The following is a 17,525-nucleotide window of genomic DNA, read 5'->3' on the forward strand; positions in this document are numbered from 1 at the left end:
CGGACAGGCGTCTACAGGTGGGCGCTGATCACACCGCCGGCGCTGAGCACGATGTATACGCCGTTGGCGTCGAGCCCGGCGTCGTGCTGGTTCGCGTCCAGCGTGGCTTCCACCGCGCCCTCGCGGCCGAGGATCTGCGCGCGGTACCGCAGGTCGCCGAGCTTCGTGACCTTGGCCGTCCAACCGCCCGCGAGCTTGAAGGTGCCCGGTCCGGTGTGTCCGCCGCCCATCCAGGAGTGGACCTCGCCGCCCAGCGTGAGCACGACGAACATGTCGTTGGCGTCGAGCCCGGCGTCGTACCCCTTCGTCTCCAGCGTGGCCAGAACCGAACCGCGGCTGATGATCTTGGCGCGGTAGTGCAGGGCACCGAGCTCGTAGATCTCGGCTTTGCTGCCGTCCGCCAGCTTCTGGGTGCGGACCGGGGACGCCGCCTTGGCCTTGGCGGCTGACGTGGCGGTGCGGTGCGCGGTGGACGTCCCCGTCCACATGCTGGTCTGGACCTCGTATGCGCCGGTCTTGGCGACGCCGGCCGCTTCACCGCTACCGGTGGAGTGGGAGGCGGAGTCGGAGATCTTCTTCCCCGGGCCGGCGGCGGCGTCGCTGCCCCCGCTCTGGCAGGCGGTCAGCGAGAAGGCCGCAGCGGCGGCGACGGCCACCAGGCCGATGGAACGGGCGGTACGGCGAGCACGGCGAGTGGTCATTGTTGAAGCCCCCATGGGATATCAGGATGCGGCACCCGCGCCTGCTCCCGCAGGGCGTCCGGCCGGATCTGCTGTTCGCTGCAACCCGTGAGATGGCACCCGGGCAGGAGTTGTTCACCGAGTTCTTGTCCGCACTTGGTAACAAAGGAACTGGGCGCCACCGCGCGAGTCCTCAAGTCCCTGAGCAGCGCCCTTGTTTGAGGTGAGGGAAGCGGCAGTCGAGGCGCGCCTCGACGCGTACGAGCACGTGATCGGGAATCAGGCCGGGACCGGTACCCGGACCGTGCATGAATGGATGGTTCGGCATCACCGTGTGCACAACCGGTCCAATGCCGACGGGCTCTCCTCGTCCACGGCGCGGTAGATCACCAACCGCTGGTCCGGATCTTGAAGTGGCATGAGCACTTCGAAATCCACCGTGAGCACGTCGACGTCAGGATGCCGCATCTCCTTGCGCCCGCGGCCGTTGACCTTGATGTCCCGCTCGGCCCACAAGCGCGCGAATTCCTCGTCGCGAGCGGTGAACACGGAGCGTGACAACGTGACCGCTCAGGAACCACCCCCGCAGCGGGCCGGTGGCGGAGAGGCCGAACCGCCGCGAGACTGTCCATGGAAGGTCCGTACCACTTCCGTCCCGCTCTGAAGAATGTGCAGGCTGACCTGGGAGTCTCTGATCCGTGACCGATCGGCCACCGAGTGGCCGCCGTCCGTGGGATTCGGCCACGGGATCTGGGATTCCGCGCGGATCTACAAGCGGCTGTTGGACACAAGGGGTGAACGTGAGATCCATATGGAACGGCGCCATCTCCTTCGGGCTGGTCAGCATTCCGATCAAATTGGTCAACGCCACCGAGAACCACTCGGTCTCCTTCCGCCAAATCCACCTCACCGACGGTGGCCGGATCCGCTACCGGAAGGTCTGCGAGATCGACGAGGAGGAGGTCGGCCCGGCCGAGATCGGCAAGGCGTACGAGGACGCCGACGGCTCGATGATCCCGATCACCGACGAGGACCTCGGCTCGCTCCCGCTCCCCACCGCCAAGACGATCGAGATCGTCGCGTTCGTGCCGGCCGCCTCGATCGACCCGCTCCAGATGGACGCGGCGTACTACCTCTCCGCCAACGGAGTCCCGGCGGCCAAGCCGTACACCCTGCTGCGCGAGGCGCTGAAGCGGAGCGAGAAGGTCGCCTTGGCGAAGTACGCGCTCCGCGGCCGTGAACGGCTCGGCATGCTGCGCGTGGTCGACGATGTGATCGCCATGCACGGCCTGCTCTGGCCGGACGAGATCCGCAGCCCCGAGGGCATCGCCCCGGAGTCCGAGGTCACGGTCCGCGACGCCGAACTCGACCTGGCCGACGCGCTGATGGACACGCTCGGCGAGGTCGACATGGACGCGCTCCACGACGACTACCGCGAGGCGGTCGAGGAGCTCATCGCGGCGAAGGCCGAAGGCCGGAGCGTGGAGCCGGCGGAGGCGGAGGGAACCGGCGGCGGCAGGGTCATCGACCTGGTCGCAGCGCTGGAGAACAGTGTCCGGGCGGCGAAGGAGGCCCGGGGCGAGGAGCCGGCAGCGGAACCGGCGGAGGAGCCCGAGGAGGAATCGGCGAACGCGCCCGTGGCCAAGGTCACTTCGCTCACCGGCCGCAAGAAGTCGGGCGGCACCGGAGCGAAGAAGAAGGCCGCGGCGACCACCGGAAGGTCGGCCGCCAAGAAGACGGCGGCGAGCAGGGCCCCCGCCAAGAAGACCGCCGCACGGTCGACGGGGAAATCGTCCGCCAAGTCCGCAGCGGCCTCGGCGGTCTCAGCGGCCTCGGCGAAGAAGACCACCGCGAAGTCGGCCCCGAAGGCGGGCGCGAAGTCGACGACGAAGAAGGCATCCCCCCGCAAGCGAGCCTCGGCCTGAGTACCGGACAGGCACCACGCAGCCTTGCGCACGACGCTCGGTAGAGAGCCCTGTGCCCGGCGCCGCGCAGCCCGCGCACACCACCGGGCCAAAGCACCGCCCACGGGAAGCGCCGCGCACGGAAAGCTCCGCCCACGGCACCCACCGGCGAGGCGCGGACGGCCCCCACACGGCCTTACACACGGCCGACGGCCGCCCCGGAGTCCGAATCCCGGGACGGCCGTCGACGCATGATGAGGCGGGTCGGCGCCCGTGGGCGCACATCGACGCGTACGCGTCAGTGCCGGCGGTACGAGTTCACATATCCGGCCGCCGGAGTCCCGACACCCGTCACGTCGTCATACCCCTTGACCGCCTTGAGTGAGGCGTCCTTGCCGAGGCTCCGCACCGACGTCAGTACGCCGTCCGCCGCGTCGACGCCGTTGGCGAAGTCGACCCGGGCCACCGCGAGGTCGCGGTTCGGGCCCAGCGGGTGGTCGGTGACGTCGTGGTACGCCTTCGAGCCGTACCGGGCGTAGATCGCCGGGTTGGCGAAACCGATCGGCAGCCCGTGGCGGGCCTGCTGCGCGAGCGCCTGGACACCGGCGATGACCGGCGCGGCCAGCGACGTACCGCCGATGCGGTACTCGTCGTAGCCGAGCGAGCCGTCGGGCAGCGTCTGGGTCTGGCCGACCAGGAAGCCGGTGTTCGGGTCGGCGACGGCCGCGATGTCCGGAGCCGTGCGCATCCGGTTCTTCCCGTTCGCCCGCGCGAGCGAGTCCGGGACGATGCCGCGCTGGTAGAACGGCTGCTTCACGGTCGAGCTGGTGCCGCCGCCCGCGCCGGAGGTGTACGCGCCGGGGAAGCCGGTCCAGCTCTTGCCGTCGCCGGCGAGGTCGGCCTTCAGCGTTCCCCAGCCGGTCTCCCACTGGTACGTGTCGTTCTTGCCGACGGCGAGCGCGGTGCCGCCGACCGAGGTCACCCAGGCGGAGTTGGACGGGACGTCGATCTGCTTCGTACCCGTCGACGCGACGTTGTCGCCGTCGTCGCCGGAGGAGAAGTAGAAGCCGATGCCCTCGATCGCGCCCATCTTGAAGATCTGGTCGTACGCGGCGGCGATGTCCGGCGTCTCATTGGCCTCGACGTCGCCCCAGGAGTTGGAGACGATGTCCGCGAGCCGGTTGTCGACGACCTTGTTCAGCGAGTCGAGCAGGTCGGCGTCGTAGCAGGAGGCGCCTCCCACGTACACGATGTCGGCGGCGGGCGCGACGGCGTGCACGGCCTCGACGTCGAGGGTCTCCTCGCCGTACCAGCCGGAGGCCCCGCACTCCTCGGTCTTCGTGTAGTCGGCCGGCAGCACCTGGCTGAGCTGGCCGCGGCGGTACGGGGCGTCGCCGTTGCGCTTGGCGTACTCGGCGGCGTCCTTCGCGATGGTCGGCGAGGCGTACGCGTCGGTGATCGCGACGGTGACGCCCTTGCCGGTCCACTTGCCCGCACCGTAGGCGGCGCGCAGCTGCTTGCCGGTGTAGCCCTTGACGGCGTACGGCACCTTCGACCCGTAGGCGCTCGGCAGCGCCGACGCGGTCTTGGAGCCGAAGTACGAGGAGAAGGGGCCGGAGTTGCGGAACACCGCGTCCGGCGGCGGCAGCGTCTCGTCGTGGCTCGACTTGTGCGGCGCGTTGTCCAGGCCGGAGACGGCGAGAACGGCGTCGCTCAGCGCGGTGGGCACGGAGGCGGTGGACGCAGGGGCGCGGTAGGTCCGGCCGCCCTTGCGGTAGTTGCGCAGCTGGGTGCCGAACGTCTTCTCGGCGGCGGCGACATCACCGGTGGCCGAGACGTAGTGCCGGTTGGTGCCGGTGACGGTCAGCCCGTTCGTCTTCAGCCAGCGGCTGACCTGGTCGATCTGCTGCTGGGTGGCACCGAACCGGGCCTGCGCCTGCTCGGCGCTCAGGTACTTCCCGTAGGAGGCGGACCGGGGGTCGGACACGGCGGCGGCGTACGCGGCCAGCCCCTTCGCGTCGCGTCCGGCCAGATGGACCCGGACACTGACCTTGCCGCTGCCGGCCGTGGCCCCCTGGTCGGCCTCGGCGGTCGCCCAGGCGGGCTTGGTGCCCTGCAGCGCGTCCCGTCCGCTCGGCGCGGAGTCCGCGCTGGCGTTCGGTATTCCGAGGGCGAGTGCACCGGCAAGCAGCGGCAGTGTCGCTGCCATGCTCAGCGCGGCGCGACTTCTCGCGCGGCTGGTTCTCATGTAACCCCCTGCGATGTGGGTCTTCGCGTGTGGTGCATGTGCCGGATGATGTGCACATGTAATGCGCCACTCTGGCGAGGAACCCCTCATGTAGGGGGCATGCATTCACCAAGAATCGACCAAGTGAGCGCATTCATAGGGTGGTTGGTGGAGAATCTGTGGAAATGCACCCTCAGGTGTTCGAGGCCGTGTCCGCCGGGCCGATGCCGAGGGAGGGCGAACTGGTCATGTACGTGCAGCCGGTGTACCGATACCCGGGCTGGATCTTCGAACCGTCCGCGTAACTCGTCACGCCCGCACCGGAGGAGGGGCCTCCTCGGCGCTTGTGCAGGAAGTGGTACTCACCCGCGGGCAGCCACAGCGTGACATGCGGATAGCTCTTCCCCTCGGCCTTGCAGGCCGACAGGGACCCGCTCACCCAGGAGTACGACCTGCAACCGGCGCAGCCCCCTATGCCGGTCCTCCCCGTGACTGGCCCGGTGTACAGGATCTCGACCCCGTCGACCCCGTCGTTGCTGATGACCAGTTCCATCCGGGCCCCGCCCGCCCGTCCCGAGGGCGGCAGATGCCTGCCGGCCGCCGACCGCGTGCCGGCGATCTCCGCGGCGACGGCGATGTCGCGGGCCCGTGCCCCGCGACTGGCGCGTGCCTCGGCAGGGGCGCTCTGTGGAATCGGCCACGAGGGAGCGGCACACTCCGGGCCCGCCCGGGGGCGTCACCGCCGGAGAGCCGGGCGTCGGCGGACGGTCCGAGCGGCGCCGGGCGTGCTCCCCATCGGACCGGCTCTCCGACCGCCCGCTGCGGAGCCGGTGACGGCGCGGACCAGCTCCGGGGCCGGAGGACGACGGAGGACAGGGCGGTGACGGCAATGAACAGCACCAGGGGCAGGGAAGGTTCCCGTATACGTGTTCCAGTACCTGCACCCGGCCGACCCGCCGAGGCCCGGCCCGCTCCCGCCGTCTCCGGGGCTCACGGGCGGGCGGCCGGATGGGCGGGCAGTCCCGTCCGAACCCGGACCGGTGGTGGCGCGAAGGGCTGGCTGATCACCGACCGCACTGCTCCGCGCCTATGCTCGCTGGATGGAGCAGAGCGAAGTAGTGAAGCGTGTGGTGGGAATCCTCACGGAGGCGGGGGAGATCCGTCGGCTCCTCGAAGAGAACGTCGACCGTGACGACGTGGAAACCGATTCGAGCGTGGTGACCGCGCTCCTGAACGAGACGATGCCCCGGATCACGATCCCCGAGGACGCCTCGATCGAAGAGGTCGCGGCCCTCGTCGGCCGGGAGGTCGGCGGCGCGGTGGAGCAGCTGGTCGGCGCGTTCACCCTGGCCTTCGCCATGCTGGCCCAGGTGCACGACTCCGGGCAGACGGATGTGTCCTCCTCCGACGTGCTCCAGGACCTGGCGCTGCGAGCGGAACAGATCGGCTCCGGCGGACCGGAGGACATGGACCAGTAGCCCGCCGACGCGGCACCGGAAGCCGCCCGGCCCCACGCGGAGGCCGCCATGGGCAAGGTTCTCCGTGACGTACTGGTCCTGAGGCCGACGCCCGACGCCCGGCGGAACGTTCGCAGGCCCGGCTGCCGGAATGGACGGGCGCCATCGACCGCCTCACGCGCGGTACGCGCCTGCGCATACGCGAAGACCCCGGCTTCAGCGTTTCCGCTGATGACGGGGTCTTTAGGCACTTCGATCGAAGTGCCCCCGGCAGGATTCGAACCTGCGCACACGGCTCCGGAGGCCGATGCTCTATCCCCTGAGCTACGGGGGCGTATCGCTGTGTTGCTCGGCGACGGGGGAAACACTACCAGCTTCCACAGGGTGTCCGTGAACAGGTATTTCGGCGCTCCCGGGGTGGCTGCGCGGGCCCCCGGAACGGGTGGGGACGGAACGTCATGCGTACATCCGGCCACCTCCCGCACCACTCGTCCGGGGTCGGAAATAGGCAAAACCCGGACGCAGCCCCTACGTCCCACCTACTCTCGAAGGGTGTCAGGGGCGTGTGGCCGCGTGCTTGTTGTCGACGACAACAAGGTCATCCGGCAGTTGATCAGGGTCAACCTCGAGCTTGAGGGCTTCGAGGTCGTGACCGCGGCCGATGGTGTCGAGTGTCTGGATCTGGTGCATGGGGTCCGTCCCGATGTGATCACGCTCGATGTCGTCATGCCCCGGCTGGACGGTCTGCAGACCGCCACCAGATTGCGTGCCGATCCGCGGACCAGACATGTGCCCGTGGCGATCATCAGTGCCTGCACTCCCATCGAGGTGGACACCGGGGTCGCCGCAGGGGTCGACGCGTTCCTGGCGAAGCCCTTCGAGCCGAGTGAGCTGGTGCGGCTCGTGCGGCAGTTGATGGACCGGGAGGACCCGCCGCCGCTCGACGGCAGGCACGGTGCCGGGAGGGCGGAGAGCGCCACCGGGTGACCGTATGGCGAAACCGGGTCGCGAGGCAGCCCCCGTCCTCCCATACGCTTGTCCTGTGACCCCCGCCGATCTCTCCAGGACCGTGCTGCACGCCGTGCGCCGCGCGGTCGACGAGGACGCCCTGCGCGCGCCCGTGCCCGCGCGCGTGCGGGTGGAACGGACCCGGCCCGGCGGGCGTGGGGACTACGCCTGCGCCGTCGCCCTCCAGCTGGCCGGGCCCGCCGCGCTGCCGGCCAGGGAGGTCGCCGAGATCCTTCGGGAGCGGGTGCAGGGGGCGCCGGGAATCGGCGGCGTCGAGGTCACCGGGCCCGGGTTCCTGAACTTCACCCTCGGCGGCCAGGACCCCGTCGACGCACTGGTCCGGGCCATCGGGGCGGGCGGTACCGAGTACGGGCACGGGGACGCCCTCGCCGGCGTCACGGCCTCCTTCGCGCCCGTCGGCGAGCTGCGCGCCCGCGTCGTCACCGAGACCGTCGAGCGGCTGCTCCGGGCCCAGGGGGCCGAGGTCGGGGACCGGGCGGCCGGCGGGGAAGCGCTGCACGTGGTGCCCGTGCCCGCCCCGGACCGTGATCTCTTCGAGCGGCTCGGGACCGACGCCGCGCGCTGGGCACTGCTGCGGCCCGCCCCGCACGACCGCGCCCGGGGCGCGGGCAGCGGCGAGCTCCTCGTGCAGCGGGAGGGCAACCCGCTGTTCCTGGTGCGGTACGCGTACGCCCGGACCCGCGCCCTGAGCCGGAACGCCGAGCAGCTCGGGTTCGGCGCCGCGTACGAGGAGAGCGTGGAGGCACCCGTGCTCGGTGCGCTTCTCGCCGACCATCCCGGTGTGCTCGCCGCCGCCGCCCGCCACCGCGAGCCCGACCGGGTCGCCCGGCAGCTGGAAGCGGTCGCGCAGGCGTTCTTCGACTTCCACGACGGTGCCCCGCCGCTCCCCGTCGGTGACGAGAAACCCTCGGCCGCCCACCGCTCCCGGCTCGCCCTCGCCGAGGCCGTCGGGACGGTGCTGGCAGGCGGCCTGTCCCTGCTCGGCATCAGCGCACCCGAAGTCCTCTGAGAGACCCGAGAGAGCAGAGCAACACGATGAGCCGATCCGCACACCCCGCCGGACCCCGCCACGCCGATGTCCTGGCCGAGGGGCACTACACGGCCCCGCCCGCCGACCTCAACGCCCTGGACGAGAAGGTCTGGGCCCGTACCGTCGCCCGGAACGCGGACGGCGCGGTCACCGTCGGCGGGATCGAAGTGACGCGGCTGGCCGAGGAGTTCGGCACTCCCGCCTACTTCCTCGACGAGAGCGACTTCCGGGCCCGCTGCCGGGCCTGGGCCGTCGCCTTCGGGCGGAACGCCGATGTGTTCTACGCCGGCAAGGCGTTCCTGTCGCGGGCCGTCGTGCGCTGGCTCCATGAGGAGGGACTCAACCTCGACGTCTGCTCCGGGGGCGAGCTGACCTGCGCGCTGGACGCCGGGATGCCCGCTGAGCGCATCGCCTTCCACGGCAACAACAAGACCGTCGCGGAGATCGAGCGGGCGATCACCGCGGGTGTCGGACGGATCGTGCTCGACTCCTTCCAGGAGATCGCCCGGGTCGCGCACGTAGCGCAGCGGCTCGGCAAGCGGCAGCGGGTGCAGATCCGGGTGACGGTCGGTGTCGAGGCGCACACCCACGAGTTCATCGCGACCGCGCACGAGGACCAGAAGTTCGGGATCGCGCTGGCCGGGGGGCAGGCCGCCGAGGCGGTGCGCCGGGCACTCACCCTCGACGGTCTGGAACTCATCGGCATCCACTCGCACATCGGCTCGCAGATCTTCGACATGGCGGGCTTCGAGGTCTCCGCCCGGCGCGTGGTGCAGCTCCTCGCCGAGGTGCGCGACGAGCACGGCGTCGAGCTGCCCGAGATCGACCTGGGCGGCGGGCTGGGGATCGCCTACACCTCCGAGGACGACCCGCGCGAGCCGCACGAGATCGCCAAGGCGCTCGGCGACATCGTCACCCGCGAGTGCGAGGCGGCCGGGCTCGCCACCCCCCGGATCTCCGTCGAGCCGGGACGCGCCATCGTCGGCCCCACCGCCTTCACGCTGTACGAGGTCGGCACCATCAAGCCCCTGGAGGGGCTGCGCACGTACGTCAGCGTCGACGGCGGCATGTCGGACAACATCCGCACCGCGCTGTACGACGCCGAGTACTCCGTGGCGCTCGTCTCGCGCACCTCCGACGCCGAGCCCATGCTCGTCCGCGTCGTCGGCAAGCACTGCGAGAGCGGCGACATCGTCGTCAAGGACGCGTTCCTGCCGTCCGACCTGGCGCCCGGCGACCTGATCGCCGTCCCCGCCACCGGTGCGTACTGCCGCTCCATGGCGAGCAACTACAACCATGCTCTTCGCCCGCCCGTCGTCGCCGTGCGCGACGGAGAGGCGCGCGTGATCGTCCGGCGCGAGACGGAGGAAGATCTCCTGCGTCTGGATGTCGGCTGATGCCGTTTTTCCCGGGGTTTACCCCAGGACCCCCATAGATGTCTCAGGATCCGGACGGGTGGCAGGAACGCCCGTCCGGTGAGTGAGACTGGACCACACATCAGATGTAAAGGAAACGAGGTCGGATGATGCGTACGCGTCCGCTGAAGGTGGCGCTGCTGGGCTGTGGAGTGGTCGGCTCAGAGGTGGCGCGCATCATGACGACGCACGCCGACGACCTCGCCGCGCGCATCGGCGCACCGGTCGAGCTCGCCGGTGTCGCCGTGCGACGGCCTTCCAAGGTGCGGGAGGGCATCGACCCCGCACTGATCACCACCGATGCGACGGCCCTGGTCAAACGGGGCGACATCGACGTCGCCATCGAAGTCATCGGGGGCATCGAGCCCGCCCGTACGCTCATCACGACCGCCTTCGAGCACGGCGCGAGCGTGGTCTCCGCCAACAAGGCGCTGCTGGCCGAGGACGGCGCCGCACTGCACGCCGCCGCCGAGCAGCACGGCCGGGACCTGTACTACGAGGCCGCCGTGGCCGGTGCCATCCCGCTCGTACGGCCGCTGCGCGAATCCCTCGCGGGCGACAAGGTCAACCGGGTCCTCGGCATCGTGAACGGCACCACCAACTTCATCCTCGACCGGATGGACACGAGCGGAGCCGGATACTCCGAGGCGCTCGACGAGGCCACCGCTCTCGGTTACGCGGAGGCCGACCCGACCGCCGACGTCGAGGGCTTCGACGCCGCCGCCAAGGCCGCGATCCTGGCCGGCATCGCCTTCCACACCCGGGTCAGGATCGGTGACGTGCACCGCGAGGGCATCACCGAGGTCACCGCCGCCGACATCGCCTCGGCCCGCCGCATGGGCTGCACCGTCAAGCTCCTCGCCATCTGCGAGCGGGCTGCCGACGGGCAGTCCGTCACCGCGCGTGTGCACCCCGCGATGATCCCGCTGAGCCACCCGCTGGCCTCCGTCCGCGAGGCGTACAACGCGGTCTTCGTCGAGGCCGACGCGGCCGGGCAGCTCATGTTCTACGGCCCCGGTGCCGGCGGCTCGCCGACCGCGTCCGCGGTCCTCGGCGACTTGGTCGCGGTCTGCCGCAACAAGCTGAACGAGGCCACCGGCCCCGGCGAGTCCGCGTACACCCGTCTGCCGGTCAGCCCCATGGGCGAGGTCGTCACGCGGTACCACATCAGCCTCGACGTGGCCGACAGGCCTGGCGTACTCGCCCAGGTCGCGACGGTCTTCGCCGAGCAGGGCGTGTCGATCGACACCGTCCGCCAGCAGGGCAGGAATCCAGGCAGCGGCGACGAAACCGCCGTCGAGCAGGGTGGCGACGGGCGACGGGCGGGCGGCGAGGCCTCCCTCGTCGTCGTCACCCACCGCGCGCCCGACGCCGCCCTCTCGGCGACCGTCGAAGCGCTGCGCAAGCTCGACACCGTGCGCGGTGTCGCCAGCATCATGCGTGTTGAAGGGGAGTGAGGACCCATGACCAGCAAGGGCACCCACCAGTGGCGCGGCATCATCGAGGAGTACCGGGACCGCCTTCCGGTCACGAGCACGACGCCGGTCGTCACGCTCCGTGAGGGTGGTACGCCGCTCGTCCCCGCTCAGGTCCTCTCCGAGCGCACGGGCTGCGAGGTGCACCTCAAGGTCGAGGGCGCCAACCCCACCGGGTCCTTCAAGGACCGCGGTATGACGATGGCCATCACGCGGGCCAAGGAGGAGGGCGCGCAGGCCGTCATCTGCGCCTCCACCGGCAACACCTCCGCCTCCGCCGCCGCGTACGCGGTACGGGCCGGCATGGTCTGCGCCGTCCTCGTGCCGCAGGGCAAGATCGCGCTCGGCAAGATGGGGCAGGCGCTCGTGCACGGCGCCAAGATCCTCCAGGTCGACGGCAATTTCGACGACTGCCTGACGCTGGCCCGCTCGCTGTCGGACAACTACCCGGTGGCGTTGGTCAATTCGGTCAACCCGGTCCGTATCGAGGGCCAGAAGACCGCGGCGTTCGAGATCGTCGACGCGCTCGGCGACGCCCCGGACATCCACGTCCTCCCGGTCGGCAACGCGGGCAACATCACCGCGTACTGGAAGGGTTACAAGGAGTACGCGGGCGACGGCATGGCCACGCACACCCCGCGCATGTGGGGCTTCCAGGCCTCCGGCTCCGCGCCCATCGTCCGCGGCGAGATCGTCAAGGACCCGTCGACCGTCGCCACCGCGATCCGGATCGGCAACCCGGCCTCCTGGCAGTACGCGCTGGACGCCCGGGACGAATCGGGCGGTTTCATCGATGAGGTGACGGACCGCCAGATTTTGTCCGCCTACCGGCTGCTGGCCTCGCAGGAGGGCGTCTTCGTGGAGCCCGCGTCGGCCGCTTCCGTCGCCGGTCTGCTGAAGGCCGCCGAGGAGGGCAAGGTCGACCCCGGCCAGAAGATCGTCTGCACGGTCACCGGCAACGGGCTCAAGGACCCCGACTGGGCCGTCGCAGGTGCTCCGCAGCCGGTCACGGTCCCGGTCGACGCGGCCACCGCCGCCGAGAGGCTGGGTCTCGTCTAGCGGCCGGGACCGGTCGTCGGCGGGCGGCCCGGCCCGCCGGCGGCGGGTCCCCGGCGCACCGCCGACAGGAACTGCGGCGACCTGTCGGCAGGAACCCGGCCCAACCGTCCCTTTTCGGGGCGGAGAGCGCATAGGAGGCGGGCGACACGCATCGTGCGCCTCCTGTGCGCCCTATGTCGCGACAGAACCTTCCTTCGATAAGCTGTAACCAACCCACCCCGCCGCATCTGTCGCGGCGCATGGGCCGTTGCGGCCGTCGGTCTCCCCGGAATTCCACTCCCCGCCGCCACGACTTCCCGCCGTCTTCGAGAAACCGCTCCACCACCCCCGCCGCCTCACAAGGAGAGTCGTCTAAGCGATGGCCGGTCCCGCCTTCCGAGCCGCCGCCGTCCGGGTGCGCGTCCCTGCGACCAGCGCCAACCTGGGCCCGGGTTTCGACGCCTTCGGCCTTTCGTTGGGCCTGTACGACGACGTCGTCGTACGCGTAGCCGATTCCGGACTGCACATCGACATCGCGGGTGAGGGCGCGGACACGCTGCCCCGCGACGAGAGCCACCTCCTCGTACGCTCCCTGCGCACCGCCTTCGACCTGCTCGGCGGACAGCCCCGCGGCCTGGAGATCGTGTGCGCCAACCGCATCCCGCACGGGCGCGGCCTCGGCTCGTCCTCCGCAGCCATCTGCGCCGGAATCGTCGCGGCCCGCGCCGTGACGACCGGCGGTGACGCCCGCCTCGACGACGCCGCGCTGCTGGAACTCGCCACCGAGATCGAGGGCCACCCCGACAACGTCGCGGCCTGTCTGCTGGGCGGCTTCACCCTTGCCTGGACGGACGGCGGATCGGCCCGCGCGATCAGGATGGACCCCGCCGATTCCATCGTTCCGGTGGTTTTCGTCCCCGGCAGACCGGTCCTGACCGAGACCGCCCGCGGACTGCTGCCACGCGCGGTCCCACATGTCGACGCGGCTTTCAACGCAGGCCGTGCCGCGCTCCTCGTCGAGGCCCTGACCAGGCGCCCCGAGCTGCTGCTCACCGCCACCGAGGACCGGCTGCACCAGGAGTACCGCTCCCCGGCGATGCCGCAGAGCGTGGAACTCGTGAACCGACTGCGCGCCGACGGCGTACCCGCAGTCATCTCCGGTGCCGGGCCGACCGTGCTCGCACTGGTCGAGGACGGTGCGGCCGACAAGGTCGCACGGCTGGCGGGCGAGGGATGGGCGGCCAATCGGCTCGCTCTCGACGCCCCAGGTGCGAGTGTGCTGCCGCTCGCCCCGTAGCCGAGACGTGATTGCCGGTGAGTGAGAGGGGGAATGTTTGTTGGAGCCGGTAGTGTTAACCTCAAGTCTGCAACCGACGTCTATGTGGCGCGTTGCTTCGTGTCCCTTTCCGGGACCACCAATTCTTCCGGGAGCCTCCCCAACTGCCTGAGCAGCCTGCCTGAGCAGTTTCGTGCACGCTCCGGAACCGGCACGACACCCCTCGCTTGTCCAGGAGTGGGCCGAGCAGGGGGATGCTCGCGCCGGACCCTTGCACACCTTCATCTCTCCGCCGTACCCGGCGGACCACCGCCCCGGCCCGGTCCGCAAGAAAAGACCGCAGTCGGACAGCACAACCGGTCGCCGAGCCAGAAGGCCGACGTCCGCTCCAGGGAAGGACCCTTCGTGAGCGACACCACCGATCTGATGGGCGTGACTGCCGACAAGAGCGTCGACAGCGCTGCGCCCGCCGAAGGTGCTGCCACTGGCACCACCGCACGGCGCCGCCGCTCCGGCACCGGCCTTGACGGCATGGTCCTGGCCGAGCTGCAGCAGGTCGCGTCCGGCCTCGGCATCAAGGGCACCGCGCGGATGCGCAAGGGCCAGCTGATCGAGGTCATCAAGGAGACGCAGGCCGGTAGCACGGCCGCGCCCAAGGCCGCCGCGCCCGCCGCGGACGCCGAGACCAAGCCGAAGCGCCGTGCCACCTCCAAGGCGCGCACCGGGGACGCGGCGGCGGCCGCCGCGCCCGCCGAGAAGGCCGCTGCCCAGCAGCAGATCGACATTCCCGGTCAGCCGGCCAGCGACGACCAGCCCGCGGGCGAGCGCCGTCGGCGCCGTGCCACCGCTCAGGCGGGCAGCCCGGAGACCAAGGCGGAGAGCAAGCCGTCCGCCGAGGCCAAGGGGGAGACGCAGGCCGAGCCGAAGGGCGACGACCGCGCCGACGCCAAGGCCGAAGCGGCCGCCGACACGGCCGAGGGCCGCCGGGGCGACCGTCAGGACCGCGGCCAGCGCGGCGACCGCCAGGAGCGCGGCGAGCGCGGGGAGCGCCGCGACCGTCAGCGCGACCGCCGTGGCAAGGGCGACGAGCAGGGCGGCGGCCAGGGCCAGCAGGGCGGCCAGCGCCAGCAGCGTCAGAGCCAGCAGAGCAGCGGCCCGCAGGACGACGGTTACGACGACGAGGCGGGTGGCCGCCGCGGCCGTCGCGGCCGCTACCGCGACCGCCGCGGGCGCCGTGGGCGGGAGGAGTTCGCCAACGAGGTCCCCGTTTCCGACGACGACGTCCTGATCCCCGTCGCGGGCATCCTGGACATCCTCGACAACTACGCGTTCATCCGGACCTCCGGCTACCTGCCGGGCCCGAACGACGTGTACGTCTCGCTCGCCCAGGTCCGCAAGAACGGCCTGCGCAAGGGCGACCACGTCACCGGTGCGGTGCGCCAGCCCAAGGACGGCGAGCGCCGCGAGAAGTTCAACGCGCTGGTCCGCCTCGACTCCGTCAACGGCATGGCGCCCGAAACCGGCCGCGGCCGCCCGGAGTTCCAGAAGCTGACCCCGCTCTACCCGCAGGACCGGCTCCGGCTGGAGACCGACTCCAACGTCCTGACGACGCGGATCATCGACCTGGTGGCCCCGATCGGCAAGGGCCAGCGAGGCCTGATCGTGGCCCCGCCGAAGACCGGCAAGACCATGATCCTGCAGGCGATCGCCAACGCGATCACGGTCAACAGCCCCGAGTGCCACCTGATGGTCGTCCTGGTCGACGAGCGTCCGGAAGAGGTCACCGACATGCAGCGGTCGGTGAAGGGCGAGGTCATCTCCTCGACCTTCGACCGTCCCGCCGAGGACCACACCACCGTCGCCGAGCTGGCCATCGAGCGCGCGAAGCGTCTCGTCGAGCTGGGTCACGACGTGGTCGTCCTGCTGGACTCCATCACCCGCCTCGGCCGCGCGTACAACCTCGCGGCCCCCGCCTCCGGCCGCATCCTGTCCGGTGGTGTCGACTCGACCGCGCTGTACCCGCCGAAGCGCTTCTTCGGTGCCGCGCGCAACATCGAGGACGGCGGTTCGCTGACCATCCTGGCCACCGCGCTCGTCGAGACCGGCTCGCGCATGGACGAGGTGATCTTCGAGGAGTTCAAGGGCACCGGCAACATGGAGCTCAAGCTCGACCGGAAGCTCTCGGACAAGCGCATCTTCCCGGCGGTGGACGTCGACGCGTCCAGCACCCGCAAGGAAGAAATCCTGCTCGGCAGCGACGAGTTGGCGATTGTCTGGAAGCTGCGCCGGGTGCTGCACGCGCTCGACCAGCAGCAGGCGATCGAGCTCCTCCTGGACCGGATGAAGAAGACCCAGTCCAACGCGGAGTTCCTGCTCCAGATCCAGAAGACGACGCCGGCTCCGGGTAACGGCAACGACTGACCGCCGTACCGGATCGACTGATTCCACAGGGCCGCCCCCGTCACTTCGGTGACGGGGGCGGCCCTGTGCCGTGGGGGTGCGCGGATGTGACGCAGTCGATCCGGCCCTTTCGGTCGATCCGAGACCTTCACCACATGACGGGCGTCGCGACCGGTGCCGCTCCCATGGCTGCACTGGACAAGAAACCGCAGGTGAGCGCGGGATCACCAGCCGTTCACCGGCGCCGCGCATCCCTTTTGTCCCTGCATCGTCCTCATCCGGACGTGACAGGTCGCTGTGCAACCCTTCTTCGTGCCGCGGCGTCGTACGAAGTACCGACAAGTCGCCAAAGCAGACGAAAGAGCCGATGCGCCCGTGCTCGAACACCGCTGCTGGGGGCAGCCGGGAAACAGCTGACGACCGAAGGAGACGGATGACCGAGCAGAGCGGGAGCGGCGGCCGAATACGTCCCACCGGCAAGCGCCGGAAGAAGCCGTCACGCCGGCGCAGGGCGACGGTGATCGCCGTCTGGACCCTGGCCGGTGTCGTGGTCGTCGGTGGCGGTGGACTCGGATACGCCTATCTCAAGCTCAACGGCAATCTCAAGGCCGTCGACATCAACGCGGCGCTCGGCAAGGACCGCCCCGACAACGTGGACAACGGCTCCGAGGACATCCTCGTGCTCGGCTCCGACTCCCGCTCCGGCGCGAACTCCGCCTACGGCGCCGACGAGGGCTCGGCCCGCTCCGACACCGCGATGATCGTCCACCTCAACAAGGGCCACAAGACGGCCTCCGTCGTCTCCATCCCGCGCGACACCCTCGTCACCCGCCCCGACTGCACCGGCGACACCTCGGGCAAGACCGTCGCGGGCGAGCAGCGCGCCATGTTCAACACGGCGTACGAGGTCGGCGGCCCGGCCTGCGCGGTCAAGACCGTCGAATCCATGTCCGGTATCCGCATGGACCACTACCTCGAAGTCGACTTCACCGGCTTCAAGAAGCTCATCGACGAGCTGGGCGGCGTGGAGATCACCACCACCGAGGCGATCCACGACTCCAAGAGCCATCTGGATCTGGAGCCCGGCACCCACACCCTCGACGGAGAGCAGTCGCTGGGCCTCGTCCGCACCCGCAAGAGCGTCGGCGACGGCAGCGACCTCGGGCGCATCCAGCTCCAGCAGGCGTTCATCAAGGCGCTGATGGAACAGGCCAAGAGCGTCGGGGTGTTCTCGAACCCGAAGACGCTCTTCGACCTCGCCGACACCGCGACCAAGGCCATCACCACCGACTCCGACCTGGGTTCGGTCAAGCAGCTCACCGGCTTCGCGAACGGCCTCAAGGGGCTCGCCTCGAAGAACGTCCACATGGTCACCCTGCCCGTGCAGTACGACCCCGCCGACCCGAACCGCGTCGTACCGCTGGAGGAGTCCGCCCAGCAGGTCTGGACGGCGCTCAAGCAGGACCGGGCGATCCCCGCCTCCGCCACCGAGAAGTCGGCGGGCGACAAGGGCGTCGCGGGCCGCGTCGTGCGGTGAGCGGGCGGGCCGGGAATAGGTGCGGCCTGCCCCCGGTTTTGGGAGATACGGCCGGTC

The 17,525-nt window shown here is 70.5% G+C and carries 14 protein-coding genes and 1 tRNA gene; 10 read left to right on the forward strand and 5 right to left on the reverse strand.

Annotated features, from left to right (window positions below; genetic code table 11):
* Positions 1 to 11: 11 nt before the first annotated feature.
* A complete protein-coding gene (locus ACFVT1_RS12445; protein ID WP_389794466.1) occupies positions 12 to 701 on the reverse strand; it encodes a hypothetical protein in 690 nt (229 codons plus the stop codon).
* Positions 702 to 1,007: 306 nt separating this feature from the next.
* Positions 1,008 to 1,229 carry a hypothetical protein gene (locus tag ACFVT1_RS12450; RefSeq protein ID WP_389794467.1) on the reverse strand — a complete coding sequence of 74 codons (222 nt, stop codon included), beginning with the start codon at positions 1,227 to 1,229 and terminating at the stop codon, positions 1,008 to 1,010.
* A gap of 251 nt (positions 1,230 to 1,480) precedes the next feature.
* Between ACFVT1_RS12450 and ACFVT1_RS12455 the strand changes: the two genes are divergently transcribed.
* On the forward strand, positions 1,481 to 2,605 hold the full coding sequence (locus ACFVT1_RS12455; RefSeq protein WP_389794468.1) for a Ku protein: 1,125 nt from the start codon (positions 1,481 to 1,483) through the stop codon (positions 2,603 to 2,605).
* 277 nt (positions 2,606 to 2,882) lie between these two features.
* Here the strand turns inward: ACFVT1_RS12455 and ACFVT1_RS12460 are convergent, their stop codons facing one another.
* Positions 2,883 to 4,832 (reverse strand): protease pro-enzyme activation domain-containing protein, encoded by a 1,950-nt coding sequence (locus tag ACFVT1_RS12460; RefSeq protein ID WP_389794469.1) that lies wholly within the window; start codon positions 4,830 to 4,832, stop codon positions 2,883 to 2,885.
* 172 nt (positions 4,833 to 5,004) lie between these two features.
* On the reverse strand, positions 5,005 to 5,364 hold the full coding sequence (locus ACFVT1_RS12465; RefSeq protein WP_389794470.1) for a hypothetical protein: 360 nt from the start codon (positions 5,362 to 5,364) through the stop codon (positions 5,005 to 5,007).
* A 547-nt stretch (positions 5,365 to 5,911) separates the two neighbouring features.
* Here ACFVT1_RS12465 and ACFVT1_RS12470 point away from each other — a divergent pair.
* On the forward strand, positions 5,912 to 6,289 hold the full coding sequence (locus tag ACFVT1_RS12470) for a hypothetical protein (protein WP_362204602.1): 378 nt from the start codon (positions 5,912 to 5,914) through the stop codon (positions 6,287 to 6,289).
* A gap of 241 nt (positions 6,290 to 6,530) precedes the next feature.
* On the opposite strand, the gene ACFVT1_RS12475 is transcribed toward ACFVT1_RS12470, so the two are convergent.
* Positions 6,531 to 6,602, reverse strand: a tRNA-Arg gene (locus ACFVT1_RS12475).
* 170 nt (positions 6,603 to 6,772) lie between these two features.
* On the opposite strand from ACFVT1_RS12475, the gene ACFVT1_RS12480 reads away from it, so the two are divergent.
* From ACFVT1_RS12480 to ACFVT1_RS12515, 8 genes are all read left to right on the forward strand, one after another.
* Positions 6,773 to 7,255, forward strand: coding sequence for a response regulator (locus tag ACFVT1_RS12480; RefSeq protein ID WP_362204612.1), 483 nt, complete (start codon positions 6,773 to 6,775; stop codon positions 7,253 to 7,255).
* A 55-nt stretch (positions 7,256 to 7,310) separates the two neighbouring features.
* A complete protein-coding gene (gene nrtL / locus ACFVT1_RS12485) occupies positions 7,311 to 8,306 on the forward strand; it encodes an ArgS-related anticodon-binding protein NrtL (RefSeq protein ID WP_389794472.1) in 996 nt (331 codons plus the stop codon).
* Positions 8,307 to 8,332: 26 nt separating this feature from the next.
* Positions 8,333 to 9,724 (forward strand): diaminopimelate decarboxylase, encoded by a 1,392-nt coding sequence (gene lysA, locus ACFVT1_RS12490; protein WP_389794474.1) that lies wholly within the window; start codon positions 8,333 to 8,335, stop codon positions 9,722 to 9,724.
* Positions 9,725 to 9,849: 125 nt separating this feature from the next.
* Positions 9,850 to 11,199, forward strand: coding sequence for a homoserine dehydrogenase (locus tag ACFVT1_RS12495; RefSeq protein WP_389794475.1), 1,350 nt, complete (start codon positions 9,850 to 9,852; stop codon positions 11,197 to 11,199).
* A gap of 6 nt (positions 11,200 to 11,205) precedes the next feature.
* Complete coding sequence (thrC, locus tag ACFVT1_RS12500; protein ID WP_389794476.1) at positions 11,206 to 12,276, forward strand: threonine synthase; 1,071 nt, start codon at positions 11,206 to 11,208, stop codon at positions 12,274 to 12,276.
* Between the two features lie 358 nt (positions 12,277 to 12,634).
* The gene (gene thrB, locus ACFVT1_RS12505) at positions 12,635 to 13,552 is read left to right on the forward strand and encodes a homoserine kinase (RefSeq protein ID WP_362204627.1); all 918 of its coding nucleotides are present in this window, start codon (positions 12,635 to 12,637) and stop codon (positions 13,550 to 13,552) included.
* A gap of 384 nt (positions 13,553 to 13,936) precedes the next feature.
* Positions 13,937 to 15,952, forward strand: coding sequence for a transcription termination factor Rho (gene rho, locus ACFVT1_RS12510; protein WP_389794478.1), 2,016 nt, complete (start codon positions 13,937 to 13,939; stop codon positions 15,950 to 15,952).
* Between the two features lie 412 nt (positions 15,953 to 16,364).
* Entirely contained in the window at positions 16,365 to 17,468 is a 1,104-nt protein-coding gene (locus ACFVT1_RS12515; protein ID WP_389794479.1) for an LCP family protein, read from the forward strand.
* The last annotated feature ends 57 nt before the right edge of the window (positions 17,469 to 17,525 follow it).

This window comes from Streptomyces sp. NPDC057963 (assembly GCF_042887155.1).
Lineage (GTDB): Bacteria > Actinomycetota > Actinomycetes > Streptomycetales > Streptomycetaceae > Streptomyces.

Excerpts from the sequence above, each read along its gene's own strand:
- ACFVT1_RS12445 (WP_389794466.1), bottom strand. The coding sequence starts at position 701 with ATGACCACTCGCCGTGCTCGCCGTACCGCCCGTTCCATCGGCCTGGTG.
- ACFVT1_RS12460 (WP_389794469.1), bottom strand. The coding sequence starts at position 4,832 with ATGAGAACCAGCCGCGCGAGAAGTCGCGCCGCGCTGAGCATGGCAGCG.
- ACFVT1_RS12465 (WP_389794470.1), bottom strand. The coding sequence starts at position 5,364 with ATGGAACTGGTCATCAGCAACGACGGGGTCGACGGGGTCGAGATCCTG.
- ACFVT1_RS12470 (WP_362204602.1), top strand. The coding sequence starts at position 5,912 with ATGGAGCAGAGCGAAGTAGTGAAGCGTGTGGTGGGAATCCTCACGGAG.
- lysA (WP_389794474.1), top strand. The coding sequence starts at position 8,333 with ATGAGCCGATCCGCACACCCCGCCGGACCCCGCCACGCCGATGTCCTG.
- ACFVT1_RS12495 (WP_389794475.1), top strand. The coding sequence starts at position 9,850 with ATGATGCGTACGCGTCCGCTGAAGGTGGCGCTGCTGGGCTGTGGAGTG.
- thrC (WP_389794476.1), top strand. The coding sequence starts at position 11,206 with ATGACCAGCAAGGGCACCCACCAGTGGCGCGGCATCATCGAGGAGTAC.
- thrB (WP_362204627.1), top strand. The coding sequence starts at position 12,635 with ATGGCCGGTCCCGCCTTCCGAGCCGCCGCCGTCCGGGTGCGCGTCCCT.
- ACFVT1_RS12515 (WP_389794479.1), top strand. The coding sequence starts at position 16,365 with ATGACCGAGCAGAGCGGGAGCGGCGGCCGAATACGTCCCACCGGCAAG.